General features: G+C 63.5%; 13 protein-coding genes and 1 pseudogene. 2 read left to right on the plus strand and 12 right to left on the minus strand.

Annotated features, from left to right (window positions below; all coding sequences use genetic code 11):
- Positions 1-2: 2 nt before the first annotated feature.
- The 9 genes and pseudogenes from AC07PQ_RS00310 to AC07PQ_RS00350 all read right to left on the minus strand — a co-directional run bounded on the left by AC07PQ_RS00310 (position 3) and on the right by AC07PQ_RS00350 (position 9,842).
- On the minus strand, positions 3-1,238 hold the full coding sequence (locus tag AC07PQ_RS00310) for a cation:proton antiporter (RefSeq protein WP_493184810.1): 1,236 nt from the start codon (positions 1,236-1,238) through the stop codon (positions 3-5).
- Entirely contained in the window at positions 1,235-1,393 is a 159-nt protein-coding gene (locus AC07PQ_RS00315; protein ID WP_493184809.1) for a flavin reductase, read from the minus strand. Before AC07PQ_RS00315 ends, AC07PQ_RS00310 begins: the two co-directional genes overlap by 4 nt.
- Positions 1,393-2,484, minus strand: coding sequence for an aminopyrrolnitrin oxygenase PrnD (gene prnD, locus AC07PQ_RS00320; RefSeq protein ID WP_101338135.1), 1,092 nt, complete (start codon positions 2,482-2,484; stop codon positions 1,393-1,395). The genes AC07PQ_RS00315 and prnD overlap by 1 nt, the downstream gene beginning before the upstream one ends.
- A gap of 7 nt (positions 2,485-2,491) precedes the next feature.
- Positions 2,492-4,195 (minus strand): monodechloroaminopyrrolnitrin halogenase PrnC, encoded by a 1,704-nt coding sequence (gene prnC, locus AC07PQ_RS00325; RefSeq protein ID WP_493184808.1) that lies wholly within the window; start codon positions 4,193-4,195, stop codon positions 2,492-2,494.
- Positions 4,196-4,237: 42 nt separating this feature from the next.
- Positions 4,238-5,323, minus strand: a complete 1,086-nt coding sequence (gene prnB / locus AC07PQ_RS00330) for a monodechloroaminopyrrolnitrin synthase PrnB (RefSeq protein ID WP_493184807.1) — start codon at positions 5,321-5,323, stop codon at positions 4,238-4,240.
- The gene (gene prnA / locus AC07PQ_RS00335) at positions 5,323-6,939 is read right to left on the minus strand and encodes a tryptophan 7-halogenase PrnA (protein WP_493184806.1); all 1,617 of its coding nucleotides are present in this window, start codon (positions 6,937-6,939) and stop codon (positions 5,323-5,325) included. The genes prnB and prnA overlap by 1 nt, the downstream gene beginning before the upstream one ends.
- Before the next feature lie 495 nt (positions 6,940-7,434).
- A pseudogene (locus tag AC07PQ_RS00340) lies at positions 7,435-7,521 on the minus strand (cupin domain-containing protein); the annotation flags it as partial.
- A 47-nt stretch (positions 7,522-7,568) separates the two neighbouring features.
- Positions 7,569-8,975 carry an NAD(P)/FAD-dependent oxidoreductase gene (locus tag AC07PQ_RS00345; RefSeq protein WP_493184805.1) on the minus strand — a complete coding sequence of 469 codons (1,407 nt, stop codon included), beginning with the start codon at positions 8,973-8,975 and terminating at the stop codon, positions 7,569-7,571.
- Positions 8,976-9,026: 51 nt separating this feature from the next.
- The gene (locus AC07PQ_RS00350; protein WP_493184804.1) at positions 9,027-9,842 is read right to left on the minus strand and encodes a helix-turn-helix domain-containing protein; all 816 of its coding nucleotides are present in this window, start codon (positions 9,840-9,842) and stop codon (positions 9,027-9,029) included.
- A gap of 287 nt (positions 9,843-10,129) precedes the next feature.
- On the opposite strand from AC07PQ_RS00350, the gene AC07PQ_RS00355 reads away from it, so the two are divergent.
- A complete protein-coding gene (locus AC07PQ_RS00355) occupies positions 10,130-10,399 on the plus strand; it encodes a DUF1652 domain-containing protein (protein WP_007924808.1) in 270 nt (89 codons plus the stop codon).
- Between the two features lie 84 nt (positions 10,400-10,483).
- Here the strand turns inward: AC07PQ_RS00355 and AC07PQ_RS00360 are convergent, their stop codons facing one another.
- Complete coding sequence (locus tag AC07PQ_RS00360; protein ID WP_493184803.1) at positions 10,484-12,943, minus strand: UvrD-helicase domain-containing protein; 2,460 nt, start codon at positions 12,941-12,943, stop codon at positions 10,484-10,486.
- Positions 12,944-13,220: 277 nt separating this feature from the next.
- Between AC07PQ_RS00360 and AC07PQ_RS00365 the strand changes: the two genes are divergently transcribed.
- The gene (locus AC07PQ_RS00365; RefSeq protein WP_493184802.1) at positions 13,221-13,916 is read left to right on the plus strand and encodes a pirin family protein; all 696 of its coding nucleotides are present in this window, start codon (positions 13,221-13,223) and stop codon (positions 13,914-13,916) included.
- 212 nt (positions 13,917-14,128) lie between these two features.
- Here the strand turns inward: AC07PQ_RS00365 and pgm are convergent, their stop codons facing one another.
- Complete coding sequence (pgm, locus tag AC07PQ_RS00370) at positions 14,129-15,772, minus strand: phosphoglucomutase (alpha-D-glucose-1,6-bisphosphate-dependent) (protein WP_009044098.1); 1,644 nt, start codon at positions 15,770-15,772, stop codon at positions 14,129-14,131.
- Positions 15,773-16,010: 238 nt separating this feature from the next.
- Entirely contained in the window at positions 16,011-17,033 is a 1,023-nt protein-coding gene (locus AC07PQ_RS00375; RefSeq protein ID WP_007924812.1) for a zinc-dependent alcohol dehydrogenase family protein, read from the minus strand.
- Positions 17,034-17,237: the final 204 nt, after the last annotated feature.

Here is a 17,237-nt window from a genome sequence, read left to right on the forward strand (position 1 = left end):
GCTCAGGCAGCCTGTTGGCTCATTGCGCGCGATTGCACGCGCAGCGTGAATCGAATCAACGGTGCGGTCAGCGCCGTGGTCACCAGCGCGAACACCACGAGGATCGTGTAGACCCTTGGCGGAAGGATCTGCATCTGCAGACCGATTGACAGGACGATCAGCTCCATCAAGCCGCGCGTATTCATCAACGAGCTCACCAGCATCGCATCGTGTGGCGCAAGCCCGGTGGCACGCGCGCCCAGATAGCTGCCGCCGAACTTGCCGATGAATCCGCCCGCGAGGAATACACCGAACCATATCCATGATGCTGCGTCGTCGATCGTGCCGATCGACGCATGCAGCCCCGCATACGCGAAAAACACCGGCATCAGCACAAGCTTGACGAAACCTTCGACGTTGTCGCGCCACTCCTTCGCGACGCCGGGCACGCGCCGCACGAACAGCGCCGCCGCAAGTGCGCCAAATGCGCTATGGAATCCGATCAGCGACGTCGCGAGTGCCGACGCTATTACGAAGCAGAACAACACGGCCAAGCGGTCGCGCGCCGCATGCGCAGTCGATGCGAGCCGCGCAAGCGTCGGTCGAACCACGAAGCGCACCAGGAGCGCGCACAGCACCAGATACGCGAGCAGGCTGAGGAGCATGCGCGCAAATGCCCAGCCAGGCCCGCTCGATAGCGAGGCAATCGTTGCAAGCAGCATCCATCCGAGCGCATCCGTCAGCATCGCGGCAGACATTGCGTGCCGTGCGCCCATCATGGCGCCGAGCTCCAGGTCGTCGATGATGCGCGCCATCACCGGCACCGCTGAGACCGCAAGTGCGACACCGCAGAAGAGTACATAGGGCAGCGCCGGTGCGTCGCTGGCGAGCGTGTCTTTCGAGACGATGGCGACGATCATGCCGATCGCGGCCGGTGCGACGAGCCCGCCCGCTGCGATCGCGACGGGCATGCGCCAGCGCTTGCCGCGCAGCGTCTCGCCCAATTCCATATGCAGACCGACCTGAAACATCAGCAGTATCAGGCCGACTTCGCTGACTTGCGCCATCGCTGACAGCGCACTTGGGCCGAACAACAGGTCGTAGAAACTCGGTGCGATCATGCCCAACAGCGAAGGCCCCAACAGCAGACCGGCCGCGATCTCGCCGACGACCGCGCACTGGCCGAGCCGTTCGGCAATGCGGCCGCAGACGTTGCAGAGCGCGATCACCAGCACGAGTTGCAACAGCCAGATAGTCATGAATACCTCGGCAAGAGCGACACCGACACGCAGCGGGTGGCCGCGAGCCCAAGCGGGCCCGCCGCGCCGTACGCCGTGATGACCGTGACGCCGCTCGCCAGCTTCGCGAGCGCCTGGCGCAGCGACGCGGCCAAAACCGGCTCGGCTTCACGCATCACCGCTCACTCGCGACGCGGTCGACCCAGCCCCGGTAGAACGCACGGTACTTGAGCACGAGCTTGTCGTACTTGCTGTACGCGCCGCCGCCGTCCGGCTTCATCCCGTTCCAGATTTTGACGTCGTACCCCGCCGCCTGCCTGGTCTGCAGCCCGAACAGCACGAAGTCGGTCGCGCGGCGCAGGATGCCGCCCACCTTCTTGATCGAGATGAGCATGTGCATGACGTTCTTGCCATCGCTCACCGGCGTCACACACTGGAGCAGCTTGTATTTGACGTCTCCGTCCAGGGCGACGGTCATGACGCACCCGCCGGGGTAGCCATCGAAATGCAGGTTCATCTGCGACATGTTCAGGCCGAGCGCGCGCGACAGCATGCCGAGGGGGCCGAAGTACCGGTCCACTGTGAAGTCGATCCCGGCACCGAACCACGCGCCCGCCCGGGCCAGCGACTCAACCTCCGGCCACTGGCGCCAATCGTCGAAGAGCTTGAGCTCGAAGGCCGAGACCGGGAGCGCGTGCACGGGGGTCGCGTGCTGCGCGTCGTAGAAGTTCTCGACGATCCGCAAGACCGCCGTCGTCGTCTCGAACGCGAAGTGCAGGTGCATAAAGTCGCCGTTGTCGACGTCGGCCGCGGCGATTTCGGGCAGCGGGTGCAGCGGCTGCGGGGAGCCGTACCAGACCCACACGTAGCCGTATCGCTCGACGGTGACCAACGTCGGCTGGCGCGCCCCGCGCGGCACGGGCTCCAGCCGGGGCACCGCCTGGCTGTGGCCGGGGATGTGAACGCACTGGCCCTGCTCGTCGTACCGCCAGTGGTGAAACGGGCACTGGAGGCACCCGTCCTTGACCCGCCCGTCAGCCAGGTTCGCGCCCAGGTGCGAGCAGTGGCGGTCCATCACCACGGCCCGCCCCGTCGCTCCGCGCCACGCCACGCACGGACGGCCGAAGAGCGTCAACTCCGTCGGCTTGTCCTTGAGGTCGTCCGAGCGCATCGCGACGTACCAGCTCGCGGCCAGGCGCGTGGTCGCGTCGTACACGCCCGGGGGACGCTTCTTGACGCTCGCTTGATCCAATTGAATGTCGTTCATCGGCCGACTACTTCTTCAGCGCCAGGCCGATGCGGGTCGTGATGTACGCCTTGAGCAGCGCGAACATCGGGTTGTAGTCGAAGTACTTTTTCACCTCTGCCGGCGCTCTGGTTTGCGTCCAGTACATCAGCTTCATCGCCGGCAGCAGGCTGTACTTCGAGTTGTTGAGCTGCGGCTTGTCCCCGGTGATGCAGTACCCGAAGCCGAACATCGGCTTGGCGAAGTCTCGCTCGTCGATGAGGGCGTGAATCCGCGCCGCGGCCTCCTCCGCCGGCTTGAGCCCGGCGCTCACGGCTTCGACCTCGGCTTTGGCGTCGTTGAACAACTGGTAGTACTCCTCCATGTCCGCGCAGAGGTACCCGAGGTACGGGGGGTCGTTGTCGAGGTGATCGAGGTCGCCCTCGTCGCGCGACGCGCGGAACCTCGCGTGGGCTTGCACGAGCCGGAACTGTCCGAGGATTGTGCCGACCGCCCACAGCCTGTGGAACGCGTCCCATAGGCGGAAGTCCGAGAACGCCGTGTAGCAGCAGCTGACGAAGTCGTCGTTGTGGTCCAGAAGCTTTTGCTGCAGGCGCTCGATGTACTCGAAGCGCTCGGGGGAGAAGTCGTCGTCGCGTAGCGCCTTGATGAGGCGCGCCGCGAGCGCGTGGATGGTCACCGCGGTGTTCTCCAGCCCCCGGGAGAAAAGCGGGTCGATGAACCCGTTCGCGTGCAGCATCAGGCAGTAGCGGTCGCCGACGCAGGCGTTCGACGAGAACTGCAGGCGGTCGGTCTTGACCCAGTCGCGTACCGGCACGGCGTCCCGGAACTGCGCCGCGATGCTCGGAAATCGCGCGAGGAACTCGTCGAATTCCTGCTGCGCGCAGATGTCCGTTTTCGGGTAGACCCGCGGGTCGAGCTGCAGGCCGACGCTCACCAGGTTGTTGGTCGACCGCGGGTGGTTGTTGAACGGAATCACCCAGAGCCAGCCGCCCGTGAACATGTGGTGCAAGGTCCCTTCGTGCCAGCGCCAGCGCTGCCCCTTGACCTTGAAGATGTCGTCGAACGGCTTGACCCCGAGCATGTGCGTGTAGAGGCTGCGCGAGTGCGTCTTGAAGCGACACGGTTCTTCGCGGAGCCCGAACTTGGTCGCGAGCGGCGCGCGGGGCCCTCCGCAGTCGATCATGTACCGACCGGTGAACCGTTCGCCCTGGGCAGTGGTCACCGCGACGCCGTCTTTATCGGCGTGGTATTCGGTCACGGTAGTCTTTTGGTGGACCTTGCAGCCGTATTTAATAGCGGCTTGCAACAAGTAGGCGTCGACATCTTGCCGGTAATAATGGCTCTCCGGCCCCCACGGCAGCTCGGGAATGACGCACTGCGTGAACTCCTTCGGGTCGTGCTCCTGGCCGGGCTTGTGGAACACGAAGCCGAAGTTGCGCTTGATGCCCGTGCTCGACGCGACGTAGCGTTGCGTCGAGTAGAACGACGTGATGTGGTCGAGCTCCGGAATGCCGTAGCGATCGGCGATGATGCGGTTCATGAGAGACGTCTCGGGGATCGACGATTCGCCGATCGTGAACCGCGGGTGCGACGACTCCTCGATGATCAGCACGCGAAACTGTTGTTTGGCCAAGATGGCCCCCATCTGGGTGCCGGACATGCCCGAGCCGAGGATGATTACGTCGAAGTGGTTGCTATCGTGTCCGTTCGCGGGGCTCTTCTGAGTCATGGGGGCAAACTCTCCTTGTGAGATAACACTTGGTCGCGCGCATCAGGATTCGTCGAGCGCGGCGCGGATGCGGGACCGCGCGGCATACGTGAGCGTGAGTAGTTCACCGAGCATGCTGGGCGCGTACCCCCCGCTGCCGATTGTGGGGCCGCTTTGCCCGACTTCGTACGCCCGCTCCGCCAACTTGAGGTGAGGCGCCCGGAAGCGCAGCAGGACCTTGAAGACCCGCTCGAGGGCTGTCAGCCCAGCCCGGACGTGCTCGTCCCGCGCACCGACCGCTCGCGCCTCGTCGAGCGCGCGGTCGATGAGCGCCGGCTCTCCGGAGAACCGAGCGTAGACCGCCCTGTACGCGGGAAGCACGTAAGGCAGGTACGTCTCTTTGAATTCTCGATAAGCCTGGTCGTTCGATTGCGAGCCCCACAGCACGTGCTCCAGCACGAAGAGGGGCATTTCTACGGCACCGGGGCCGAGGTAGCTCTGGCCCCCGACTCGAATCGGTTCGTAGAAGGGGCGCAGCTCATCGTAGAAGACCTGCGGCGAGATGAAGCGGTACGCGTAGACGATCGATTCGACCATTTTCTGCAGATAGGCTTCCAGCTCGTCGCACCCTTGCGCGAACGCGGGCGACCGCAGGGATACATCGGACAGCTCGACGGTCACCGCGATGGCCGCCTCGAGGGCCGCCATCGAGATGCGCACGCTCTCGAGCAGGTGCGCTTCGTCGGGCAGCCCGGTGTAGCTGCGCTGCGCGTCGGCCGCCGTGGGGTTCCAGACCGTCACATGCAGGAGCGTCTCGCGCGGCGGCAGGTCGGTCGCGCGCGCCAGGTCGAGCAGCACCGGCTCAAGGCCGGGCACCACGTCCGCGGGCTCGTGTCCGTGCCGCTTGAGCGACCCCAGGAAGAACCCGATGTCCCGCATCGCGGCGGCGGCTTCGACGAAGCCCCAGCCGGAGGGCACGCCGCGCGCCGGGAGGAACTCGCGCAACAAGCCGACGATGCCCGGCACGTCCTTGTTACGGTTCAGGCCCGGCAGCTGCAGAACGAGCGAGCGCGCCTGTAGCGGATCGCAGGCCGCCACGGCAGCGTGGGTGGCCGCGAATGCGGATACCCGGTCCAAGGTGCGTTCCACTACAGGATTTCCTGCGCCGCGAGCGTCGGCCCGCGCTGGCCGCGAGACCGCCCAGCGTCGCCGTCACGCAGCGACCGCAGGTAGTCGTAGTTCGTCGGCAGGCTCGTGCGCAGACGCTCGGCCTCGCGCCGGATGTTGGCGAACATCGCCTCGGCCTTCTCGATCGACTCCGGCCGGTGCTGCAAGAGCGGCAGCGACCGGTCGGGCAGCATGCCCAGGCCGGCAAAGATGCAGTAGTAGTTGCCGTTCAACCAGAAGTTCTTGAATTCGTAGTCGAAGGTCTCGTAGTACGTGGAATCATCGAACGACGTGGTGGTCAGCGGCAGCCCCGCCTTGTAGCGCTGAACCTTCTCTTGGATGGCGTCCGAGAGCCGCAGGTCGTGCCGGTTCGCGAGCCAGAACGGCGTGTCTTCGCGCGACGTGGTGAAATAGTGCGCTTGGACGAAATCTCGGCAGTCGTCGAACATATAGACGATCTCGGCGTTGAATGCGTCGCTCAACCGCGGGTCGAACGAGGTGTCGGGGAAATGCTTCACGAGCTGGTAAAGCGCCGCGTAGATGAAGTAAATTCCCGTCGATTCCAGGGGCTCCAGAAAGCACGACGACAGCCCGATCGAGACGCAGTTGTTGACCCACGCTCGCTTGTTGCGCCCGACCCGGAACTTGATCTGGTTGAGCGGCTGATTGTCCGAGAGGCCCCAGAGGTTGAGGAAGTCGGCGGTGGCCTGGTCGCGCGAGGTGAACTTGCTCGAGAAGACGTAGCCACTGCCGAACCGGCCCAGCATCGGAATCTTCCAGGTCCACCCCGAGTTCATGGCGATCGCGGAGGTGTACGGCTCGACCCCCTCGCGCGCGTCGTCGTTGGGCACGGCGCTGGCGACCGCGCTGTCGCACAGCAGGTAGTCGGACATGTCGATGAAGGGCTCCTTCAGGGCCTGATTGATCAGGAGCCCCCGCATGCCGGAGCAGTCGATGAACAGGTCCGCCTCCAGCGTCCGTCCCTCCTTGGTGAACAGGCTGGAGATGTAGCCGCGCTCGTTCAGGTGAACGTCCACGACCTCGTCGACCACGCGCTTCACCCCGCGTTCGACGGCCCAGTGCTTCAAGAAGTCAGCCACCAGGTGCGCGTCGAAGTGCCACGCGTGGGACATCTGGCGGGTGCCGTCGGGCAGGCACGGCGCCAGCTTGCCGTCGAGCGCCGCGGCCTGCGGGTAGCACGCGTACTCCATCGGCTGCTGGAAGCCCTGTTCGCGCTTGCGCAGCCAGTAGTGGGTAAGCGGCACGCCGTCGCAGTTCGGCACGTTGCCGAACAAATGGTAGAAATGATCGTCGCGCGAGGAGTCGGGAGACTTCCTCCAGTTCACGAACTTGATCGCGGCCTTGAACGCGCCGTTCACTTGGGGCATCCACTCCCGCTCCGGTATCCCGAGGAAGTCGAAGAACACCTTCTGCAAACTCGGGATGGTCGCTTCGCCCACGCCGATCCGGGGGATCGCTTCAGACTCGATGAGCGTAATGTTCGCCTGCTGTTGGAGCGCCCGGACGAGGTACGAGGCGGCCATCCAGCCCGCAGTGCCGCCGCCCACGATGACGATATTCTTGATCGGCTTGTTCATAACACTCCCTGTTTCAAGGCGGCCTGCCTGTGACGAGGGGAAGGCCGCCAGTCTCCGTGCATCCGTGCAAGAGGCACATCAATGTGCTGTGAGATTTAGACTCTAGCCTGCCGGAAAAGCGACGCAAATTCCGTTTCCGAATTAACAAACTGAAACGCAAAGGCATTCGGTATAACGAAAAGTTTTGCGTACGGTTTTTTGCGCCTAATCAGCCCGCCGCTAAGGATGGTCTGAAGTAGCCATGTATTTTGAGCTGACTTCATCCACCGCCGATTTTGAAAGAGGCGAGCCGATCAAAAATGATCGGATCACTCGCTCATTTCGCTGTTTGCAGCCGTCGCGAGCCCCCCTGCTGCGGCCATTTTCCGCATCAAAGGCGCACCTCTCCTGCGCTGGTCAGCAAAATTTCGGCGGGCCATCCACAGATTCGACAGGGCAAACAGCGTCACCCTCTGTATCTCCCGCTTAGGGGATTCAATCTCCTCTATTGCCGCCAGCGACCGGGCTGCCCAGGGGCACGGCCACCGGAGTCGATTGCTCCAGGGTGGCGTGGGCGGTGTTCTTGAATTGAGTGATGCTCAGCTCATGGCGCTACCTGTCGATGGAAAAAACCGCTGTCAAAAACCTGGTTAGTGCATCAGGCCTTCCATGAAGCCCGCCACCCGGCTGGCCAGCCGTCGGCGCCAGGGCGGCGTGGCCGGGTTGGCCAGGGTCTGGTCTTCATGGACGAAGCTGCGAATGATCGTGTTGTAGCCCAGCCAGCGGCACGGCTCCGGCTCCCAGGCGCGCAAGGCGTCGAGGCCGCCCTCGGGGATCACCCAGGGCTGGCGCGTCAATTCGTTGTTGCTCTGGAGAATCAATGCGGCCAGGGTCCGCCCGCCGAGGTTGCTGGCGCCCACGCCTTCGCCGCCGTAGCCGCCGGACAAGGCGATGCCGCGCTGGGGGTCACAGAGCATGTGCGGCCGGAAGTGCCGGGACATGCCCAGGTTGCCGCCCCAGGAATGGGTGATCCGCACATTTTTCAGCTGCGGGAAAAGCTCGCTGAACAGGTAGCGCCGCAACTCGACTTCACTGCGGGTCAGGTCGAAGTCGTGGCGCAGCTTGCCGGCGAACTGATAGCCGCCACGGGCGCCGAACACCAGGCGGTTATCCGCGGTGCGCTGGCCGTAGGTCACCTGGCGACTGCTTTCGCTGAACGCCTGGCCCTGGTTCAGGCCGATCTCGTCCCAGGTCGCGGCCGACAAGGGCTCGGTGGCCACCAGCAGGCTTTGCACCGGCAACTGGTAACGGCCCAGGGGCGGCAAGGTCACCGAATAGCCCTCCACCGCCGGCACTATCCAGCGGCAACACACGTTGGCCTTGGCGGTTTGCAGGCTGCCGGCCTGCCAGTGGCTGACCGGGCTGTTTTCATAGATGGGCACGCCCAGGCGCTCCACGGCCCGGGCCAGGCCGCGCACCAGCTTGGCCGGCTGGATGGTCGCGCAATGGGGCGCGTAGATGCCGCCGTAGGCCTTGGCCACGCGGATCTGCCGGGCCAGTTGCTCGGGGCTCAGCCAGCGGTAGTCGCGCTCGTCGAGGCCCTGGCGGTAGAGCTTGTCCAGGTAGCGGCGCTGGGTGATTTCCTGCTCGGGGTAACGCGCCGCGCAGTACAGCACCCCGCCCTTGCGGTAGTCGCAGTCGATGCCTTCGCGTTCAAGGACGATGGCCACTTCATCGGGAATGCCGTGCAGCAGGTCGAAGGAGGCGCGGCGCTGTTCGGGGCTCAGTCTGGCCAGCAACCGATCCTCCCCCAAAAGGTTGCCCATCAGCCAACCGCCGTTGCGCCCGGAGGCGCCGAAGCCGGCGGTCTGCGCCTCGACGATGGCGATGTTCAGGGTCGGCGCCAGGCGCTTGAGGTAATAGGCGGTCCACAGCCCGGTATAACCGGCGCCGATGATCGCCACGTCGACATCCAGGTCCTGCTCCAGCGACGGCCGGGCCAGCAGCGGCTCGTCGAGCTGATCCATCCACAAACTGATATTGCGCCACGCTGGCATACACGCACTCCACCACCCGAACTTCGATGGCGCCGATCCTAGTGCCTGGGCTCAGGGGTTGTCTTGCGCGCGTGCACGCAAAGAAATTTGCTTGGCGTAGGCCTTGGGCGACAGGCCGGTGTGCTGGCGGAAACAGCTGTAGAACGCCGACAGCGAGTTGAAGCCAGCGGCGAACGCCAGCTCGTCGATGCGCACCGGCGGCGTCGCCTGGTCCAGCGCCGCCAGCAGATGCTGCAGGCGCGCCTGGTTCACATAGCGGTAGAAGCTCTGCCCCAGCACCTGGTTGAGCAGGTAAGAGATCTGGTTGCGGCTGTAGCCGCACTCCTTCGCCACCCGCTGCAGGTCCAGCTCGGGGTCGAGGTACGGCTGCTGGCGCTCGAAGTACTGCTGCAGGTCCTCGGCCATGAAACTCAACTGGCGCGGCGACAGCCCCAGGCGGCTGACCGCCGGCCGCGCGCTGCCTTGGGCCTTGCCCGGCGCGGCCTCACGCACCAGCGAGGCGTATTCATTGACGCGCCAGATCAGGCCGTCGCGCACGGTGATCGCCTCGCTGGCGCGAAACGACACCAGGCCCTGCCCGCCACGCAGCGTCACCTGGTATTGAATGAACGCGGTGTTGCCGTCCAGACGGATGCGGTCGCTGTGCTCCAGGGCCTCATCGGGTGCGCGCGGCATGCTGTTGCGCACGTATTCGCGCAACTCGTCCAGGCCCAGGGTGCGGTTCTGGAAAAAGTCGTTGTACTGGATTTGCGGGTGATACAGCGCCATGACGCCATCGAGGTCGCGGTGCTTCCAGCACAGGTGATAGCGCAGCACCGTCTCGCCGGTGGCCTGGGTTTGCGCCGGGCCATCATCAAGGAAAGACATAGGGGCAGATATAACGGTTCAGGGGACGGAAAGGCGCAGCTTGCCGAAGTTCGTCCAACGCTTCAATGGCCAATGCACGGCCCCTGGATACTGGCGTTTTGCCTAAACCGCGGGCGGAAATGACCTGCATCAAAAAAGTGCCAGACAATCGCCAAACGGCCTGAAAAAAACCGTTGAATGTCATATCCCGGTGCTATTTTTAAAAGCTCCACAGGTTGGTCCAGTGACGGCCCTTCCGTACCTACCGCGAGCACAAGGAAGCGCTCAATGATCAAGGTGGGCAATCCATGAATAGAGTCTCCGCCAGCAAAGTCACCTTTCCCAACGCCTGCCAGCTGATGCGCTGGCATTTTCACCCCATGGGCTTCGAGGCCAGCATGGATGCACCCGGCAGCATGATCGCCCGGCTCTTCGATCGTGCCAGCGGCGAGACCATGATCGCCATTGCCGGCATCCCCTGCGCCACCGTGATGAACGCCACCGATGTCGAGCGAATAATCGAGGCGGTGGAAGACGAGCTGGAGGCTTTCATGCCGCCACTCGCGCTGAAAGCCTGAGGTCGCTCTGAAAGCCTAGAGTCGCTCTGCTCCTGGCCCCGGCCACTCCAGACTGTTTTCAAGCCCGCCATCGCGCGGGCTTTTTCAGGCCCGCAGGTCGGCGAAGAACGGCTTGCCCTGGGGAACCCGGTCCGACGCCTTGGGTGCATTGGCCGCCTGGGTGTCCGGACGGTCCACATACCAGTAGCAATGTTTCACCGCCCGGGTGATTCCGACATAGGCCAGGCGCAAGGTCTCGTCCTTCTGCGCATTGTCGTAGGGCTCGCTGTCGCCATCCTTGCCCAGCCCGGCCATGCGATAGACCTGGTTCTTGTAGGGCGAACTGGTCAGATGCTGGCAATCGCCCAGCAGGAACACCGCATCCGCCTGCAAGCCCTTGGAGCTGTGATAGGTCAGTTGCTTGAGGCGTCGGTCCTCGGCCGGCAATCTAGAATCAACATTAACTATTGGTAAAATATGCTCTTCAATCAATGATTTATCGCTACTTTTTCGAAATAACATCAAAATCGAATCGCCATTGCGATAGTGCTCCGCCAGCCGTGCTGCAAGCCCCTGGTCGTCGCGGTCCAGCACATTCACCGGCAACACTTCCTTGGGTTCGCCGCTGGCCTTGGCCTTCTTCCCGCCAATCGCCGGCGCCGCGCGGACGATATGTTCCGCGGCGTCGATGATGTGCTGGTGGCTGCGATAGTTCTCGCTGAGCATCACTCGGGTGGTGGCCGGCGACGGGAATTCCTTGTTGAACTCCATGAAGAATTTCGGCGAACTGCCACGCCAGCCGTAAATCGACTGCCAGTCGTCCCCTACGCAGAGCAACGACGAGCGCTGTGCCCCGCGACCGACATGCATTGCCGGCCCGCGACTGCGGATTTCGCGCAGGCTGGCGCGAATCCACGAGACGATCTGCGGCGAGACGTCCTGGAATTCGTCGATCATCAGGTGCGACATCGGCCGCAAGCACTCATCGCTGAGCAGCTTGAAGTTCTCCGGGGTGTTCTCGCCGAACAGCGCGAACATGCGGTTGTAGCTCATGATCGGCGGCGACTGGTCGAGCAGATGATCATCCAGCGCCCGCCAGAACAGGCTCAGTGCCTCGAAGAAAAAGCGGTCCGGGTCGTCCCGGGCAAACACCATCTGGCCCACGGCCACCGAGACGTCCAGCCCGAGGTTCTCGATAAACCCGGCCGCGGCGACAAAACAGTCCAGCAACGGCGCCGAAGCCAGCTCACCCTTGACCTTGTAATCGAAGCCCGGCCCGGCACTGGCATCCCCGGCCAGGGACGACAGGACGCGCTTGGCCGAATCATAACTATCCAGCCAAATCATTGGCTTACGGCAGAAAGCTTGAAACAGGGTGCGCTTTACCGCCCACTCCGCGCGCACCGAAAGCTTCGATCCGGGGCGACTCAACTGCGGGTTTTCCCGAGGGTCGAACCCCAGCACCACCCAGGCATCCAGCTCGGCGACGTAGCCATGGCAATGGAACTGCGAGCCGTTGATCTCGACCGTCTGCCGGTTCGGCTCGATGCCCTTGATCGGCCAGGCTCCGGCACGAAACCACAGGTCTTCCAGGGTGTCGCACAGCTCTTCGTCGCGCTTGGCCGCCAGTTCGGTCACGGCCATGCGTTTTTGCACGTCCGGGTGATCGCGCTCCAGCTCCTTGAGTTGCAGGGCATGGCGCAGCAACGGCTTGATCGCTTCGCGAAAACGCCCGTCACGCCGGTGCAGGGCGTGGTAACAGGCATTCAGGTGCTTGCGCTGGGCGTCGTTGATCCGCAGGTCGAAGGGATTGCTGTCGACCTCCAGATCCCCCGCCACCGGACGATCGCTGAGGTTCTCGAACGCCTGCAGGCGCTCGAAACCCGGCAGGCTGCGGACCATCGGCAGGATGCGCGAGTGGAAGGTGCGCACCAGCTCCCGCGCCTGCTTGAGGCCCAGGGGCCGGCCCCAGAGTGCGAACACCTCCATCAGCTTGTTGATGAAGTCCTTGCGCGACTCGCGGGTGAAGGTCACCACGGTCATCGAGTCGAGCTCGAAGCCCAGGTAATGATTGAGCAGCAGGATGCGCAGGACCAGGGAAGTCGACTTGCCCGCGCCAGCGCCGGCAATCACCGAGGTGGACGGGGTTTCGCTGAAGATCATCTTCCATTGCGCGCTGCTGGGTTGGGCATGGGCCGGCAGCAGGCGGCCAACATCGGCCTTGATGCGCTTCTTCAGTTCGGCGCTCAGCGGCAGGCGCCAGTCGTCAAACAGATAATCGTCTACCCCGGGCGCCGGATGCTCGGTGGAGCGGCTGTCGCGAATCAGCAGGACCTGACGACCCTGCTCCAGACCTTCGGCCTTGCCCTCCTGGTAACCGTATTCCACCCCGGCGGTATGCCCGCTGCGAAAGCCGTCCGCCTGGCCATGCAACCAGGACGCGCGATGCTGGGCGCGCAAGCGACTGAGGCCATGACCGAAGAACCTGGCCGCCAAGCGCTTGAGCAGCGGCATTTCGGCCAGGGGCAAGAGTTCGGGAGGAAGATCGGGGGTGTGTTGCGGCACGCTGACTCCAGGGTGTGAGGCTGTGTGGGACGGTATGGTCGCTTCATTCGTCGATGACTTCTAGTGAAATGCTTACAGGTCATCCACTTAAGCCCCGAACTGAATGTTTGGAAGCAGAAGAAAGACCACAAAATATATCTATTTATTAGATCTGATAACGGCAGTTTTTGCGCTTTTTATCGATGCTTTGCTGATGGATGATGAGCGCCATCAATCACCGGTCTCGTTCTGCGGCTCCACCAAGGCGCCCCATGACGAACCCTGACAGGAGACGATCATGCTTGAACTCAGACCCTTCAAATCCCTGGGCGGCGCCCATCATGGCTGGTTGGATGCCCACCACCACTTTTCGTTCGCCGAGTACTACGACCCCAAACGCATGAACTGGGGCAACCTGCGCGTGTGGAACGACGACGTGATCGCTCCCGGCAGCGGTTTTCCGCAGCACCCGCACCGGGACATGGAAATCATCACCTACGTCCGTGAAGGTGCTATCACCCACCAGGACAACCTGGGCAACCATGGCCGCACCGAGGCTGGCGACGTGCAGGTGATGAGCGCCGGTACCGGGATTGCCCACAGCGAATACAACCTGGAAGCCGGCGAAACCAGGATCTTCCAGATCTGGATTATCCCCAACGAGGCCGGCTCCGCGCCGTCCTGGGGTGCCAAGCCGTTCCCCAAAGGCCAGCGCGAAGGTTTCGTGACCCTGGCCAGCGGCAAACAAGGCGATGACCAGAGCCTGCGGATTCGTGCCGACGCGCGCCTGGTAGCCGCCAACCTGAAGGCCGGCGAGTCCGCCGAATACCCGCTGGACAAGGGCCGTCGGGCCTATCTGGTCCCAGCGACCGGGGTGATTGAAGTCAATGGCTTGCGCGCCGAAGCTCGAGACGGTGTCGCGATCGAGGACGAGCGCCTGCTGCGGGTCACTGCCCTCGAGGACAGCGAAATCGTCCTGGTGGACCTGGCCTGAGACAGCGAAGCAATGCTCCGTTTCTGTAGGAGCGAAGCTTGCTCGCGATGGGTAGCAAAGCAGCCCTGAAGCTGACTCCGCTCCAGTTGAAGATGGCTGTCGCTCAAACGGCAGCCAGCGCGGGCAAGCCTCGCTCCTACAAAACACAGCCGCAATAAAAAGGGGCGACCTTCTGGTCGCCCCTTTTTCATCTGCCGCGAAACGCCGCTGGATCAGCCGCTGATCGCGCCGTCCACCAGGGTCTGCGCTTCCTGCACCAATTGCTTCAGGTGATCGTCGCCGATAAAACTCTCGGCGTAGATCTTGTAGATGTCTTCGGTGCCCGATGGACGCGCGGCGAACCAGCCGTTCTCGGTCATGACCTTGAGGCCACCGATCGCCTGGTCGTTGCCCGGCGCGTGGCTGAGGATCTTCTGGATGCTTTCGCCGGCCAGCTGAGTCGAGGTCACCTGCTCCGGCGACAACTTGCCGAGCAGCGCCTTCTGCTGCGGGTTGGCCTTGGCATCGACGCGCACCGAGAACGGCTCGCCCAACTCGTCGCACAAGGCACGGTAGGCCTGGCTCGGGTCACGGCCGGTGCGGGCGGTCATTTCCGCGGCCAGCAAGGCCGGGATCAGGCCGTCCTTGTCGGTGCTCCAGACGCCGCCGTCCTTGCGCAGGAACGATGCACCGGCGCTCTCTTCACCGCCAAAGCCCAGGGAGCCGTCGAACAGGCCGTCGGCGAACCACTTGAAGCCCACCGGCACTTCGTACAGGCGACGGCCCAGGCGCGCCGCCACGCGGTCGATCAGGCCACTGCTGACCACGGTCTTGCCCACGGCCGCGTCGGCGCGCCAGTGCGGGCGGTTCTGGAACAGGTAGTCGATGGCCACCGCCAGGTAATTATTCGGCGCCAGCAGGCCGCCAGTCGGGGTCACGATACCGTGGCGGTCGTGGTCCGGGTCGCAGCCGAAGGCCACGTCGAAACGATTCTTCAGGCCGATCAGGCCTTGCATCGCATAGCTGGACGACGGGTCCATGCGGATCTGGCCATCCCAGTCGACGGACATGAAACGGAAGGTGGCATCGACTTCCTTGTTGACCACTTCCAGGTCCAGGCGATAGTGCTCGGCAATCGCCGACCAGTAGCGCACCCCTGCTCCGCCCAGCGGATCGACGCCCAGGCGCAGCTTGGCGTTGCGGATAGCGTCCAGGTCGATGACGTTGATCAGGTCGGCGACATAGCTGTTGACGTAGTCGTGACGATGGGTGGTGTCGGCCTTCAGCGCCTGCTCGTAGCTAATGCGCTTCACACCGGCCAGTTTGTTGGCCAGCAGCTCGTTGGCCTTGGCTTCGATCCACTTGGTGATGTGGGTATCGGCCGGGCCGCCGTTGGTGGGGTTGTACTTGTAGCCACCGCTTTGTGGCGGGTTGTGCGACGGGGTGATCACGATGCCGTCGGCCAGGCCGCTGGTGCGACCACGGTTGTAGCAGAGAATCGCATGGGACACCGCCGGCGTCGGGGTGTACTCGTCACCCGCGGCGATCATCACGGTCACGCCGTTGGCGGCCAGCACTTCCAGGGCGCTGGCACCGGCCGGGGTGGACAGGGCGTGAGTGTCGATGCCGACAAACAGCGGGCCATCGATACCCTGGGCCTGGCGATACAGGCAGATCGCCTGGCTGATGGCGAGGACATGCCATTCATTGAAACTCAGGTCGAACGAGCTGCCACGATGCCCCGAGGTACCGAAGGCGACCCGCTGGGTAGAGATGGCGGCATCGGGCTGGCCGGTGTAGTAGGCCGTTACCAGTCGCGGAAGATCGACCAGCAATTCTGTCGGCGCCGGTTTGCCCGCAAAAGGACTGAGTGTCATGCAAAACCTCGGGAAATGGATGGTTCGGTGAGTGCTGCGCAGTTTACTGGCAGTTTGACCGCAACGCGACGGGATCTATCCGTGGAGGCTTGCACAATCGGCAGGTGCAGCGGCCAGCTCGACAGGCCATGCTCGGCAACTGCACAGAGGCCACTCAGGATCGAGACGGGAATAAAGAAGGGAATGACCGCGAGGACAGAAACGCCAGAGTGCGCGATGGCGAACCCTGGCGTCAGGATCAGGCCGGTTCGACCTGCAGTGCGACCCGTTCGCGGCAAGGACACTCGTCCATGTAGCGGTGGGCTTCGACGAACTCGTTGAACGGGAAGATCCGGGTCTTGAGCGGCAGCAGCACACGGTCCGCCGTCAGCTGGTTGATGTCGCGCAAGGCGCGCTGCAAGGCCACCTGGTCCTGGATGATGCCCAGCTCGGGCTTGCCGGTGAAGTTGCCGATGCAGTGCACGAAGAACTGGATGTTCTTCTGGAACGCCGCGCAGGCCGGGAACGGCGTCTGGTTGCCGCCTTGCAGGCCATACAGCACCAGGCTGCCGCGCGGCGCCAGGACGTCGCCGAGCATCGACATCTGCGGACCGCCCAGGCCATCGAACACCACGTTGACACCACGATTGTCGGTGTATTTGTTGATCTGCATGAGCAGGTCCTGCTCTTCGGTGACGATGACTTTCTCGGCCCCCAGGGACAGCAGGTACTCACGCTCTTCAGCGGTCTTGGTCGCGGCAATCACCCGCACTCCGAGCGCCTTGCCCAGCTGGACAAAGGACGGACCGGCGCAGTGGCTGGCATCGGTGACCAGGGCGAACTGCCCGGGCTTGACCCGCGCCAGGTCGACATAGGCAAAGTAGGCCACCAGCAGCGGCGTGTAATGCACCGCGGCCTCCACCGGGCTGAGCACATCGGGATAGCGGGTCAACGCCGAGCGTGGCAGGACAATCAGCTCGCCATAGACCGGATAATCGTTCGGGCTTTCGGCCGGGAAGCTGGCAACCTTGTCGCCAATGGCCAGGTCGTCGACACCTTCGCCGACCGCAGTCACCACGCCGGCCATCTCATGGCCAAGGCCGGAAGGCAGGCGGGCATGGGAAGACGCCAGGTTCTGGCGCCAAAGGACGTCGTACCAACTGATGCCGATCGCTTCGACACGCACCTGCACTTCGCCTGGCGCAGGCAGAGCGGCCGCATGCTCTTCGCACTTGAGCACCTCGGCCGGACCAAACTTGTGAAAACGGATCGTGCGGGACATCGCAAACCTCGTCAAAGTAACCTCTAATGCCCTGAACTCTATCTGGGCTTTCCGGCCAAGACCATCAGTGACTATTAATAGTCGACATGCCTGTCATTGATTCCGCAGCACCTGCAACAACGGGGAAACAGCGTGCCAGAGCGAAGGGTTCCTTACAGGAAAAAACAATTAGCCGGTGCAGAGTAGCAGCCTTTCCCCGTAAGA

This window comes from Pseudomonas sp. GW821-FHT09E12 (assembly GCF_059416085.1).

Bases quoted from the DNA above. Each gene is read 5' to 3' on its own strand.
- AC07PQ_RS00365 (WP_493184802.1), top strand. From the start codon at position 13,221: ATGCTTGAACTCAGACCCTTCAAATCCCTGGGCGGCGCCCATCATGGC.
- prnA (WP_493184806.1), bottom strand. From the start codon at position 6,939: ATGAACAAGCCGATCAAGAATATCGTCATCGTGGGCGGCGGCACTGCG.
- AC07PQ_RS00355 (WP_007924808.1), top strand. From the start codon at position 10,130: ATGAATAGAGTCTCCGCCAGCAAAGTCACCTTTCCCAACGCCTGCCAG.
- AC07PQ_RS00315 (WP_493184809.1), bottom strand. From the start codon at position 1,393: ATGCGTGAAGCCGAGCCGGTTTTGGCCGCGTCGCTGCGCCAGGCGCTC.
- AC07PQ_RS00375 (WP_007924812.1), bottom strand. From the start codon at position 17,033: ATGTCCCGCACGATCCGTTTTCACAAGTTTGGTCCGGCCGAGGTGCTC.
- AC07PQ_RS00350 (WP_493184804.1), bottom strand. From the start codon at position 9,842: ATGTCTTTCCTTGATGATGGCCCGGCGCAAACCCAGGCCACCGGCGAG.
- AC07PQ_RS00345 (WP_493184805.1), bottom strand. From the start codon at position 8,975: ATGCCAGCGTGGCGCAATATCAGTTTGTGGATGGATCAGCTCGACGAG.
- prnD (WP_101338135.1), bottom strand. From the start codon at position 2,484: ATGAACGACATTCAATTGGATCAAGCGAGCGTCAAGAAGCGTCCCCCG.
- pgm (WP_009044098.1), bottom strand. From the start codon at position 15,772: ATGACACTCAGTCCTTTTGCGGGCAAACCGGCGCCGACAGAATTGCTG.
- prnC (WP_493184808.1), bottom strand. From the start codon at position 4,195: ATGACTCAGAAGAGCCCCGCGAACGGACACGATAGCAACCACTTCGAC.
- AC07PQ_RS00310 (WP_493184810.1), bottom strand. From the start codon at position 1,238: ATGACTATCTGGCTGTTGCAACTCGTGCTGGTGATCGCGCTCTGCAAC.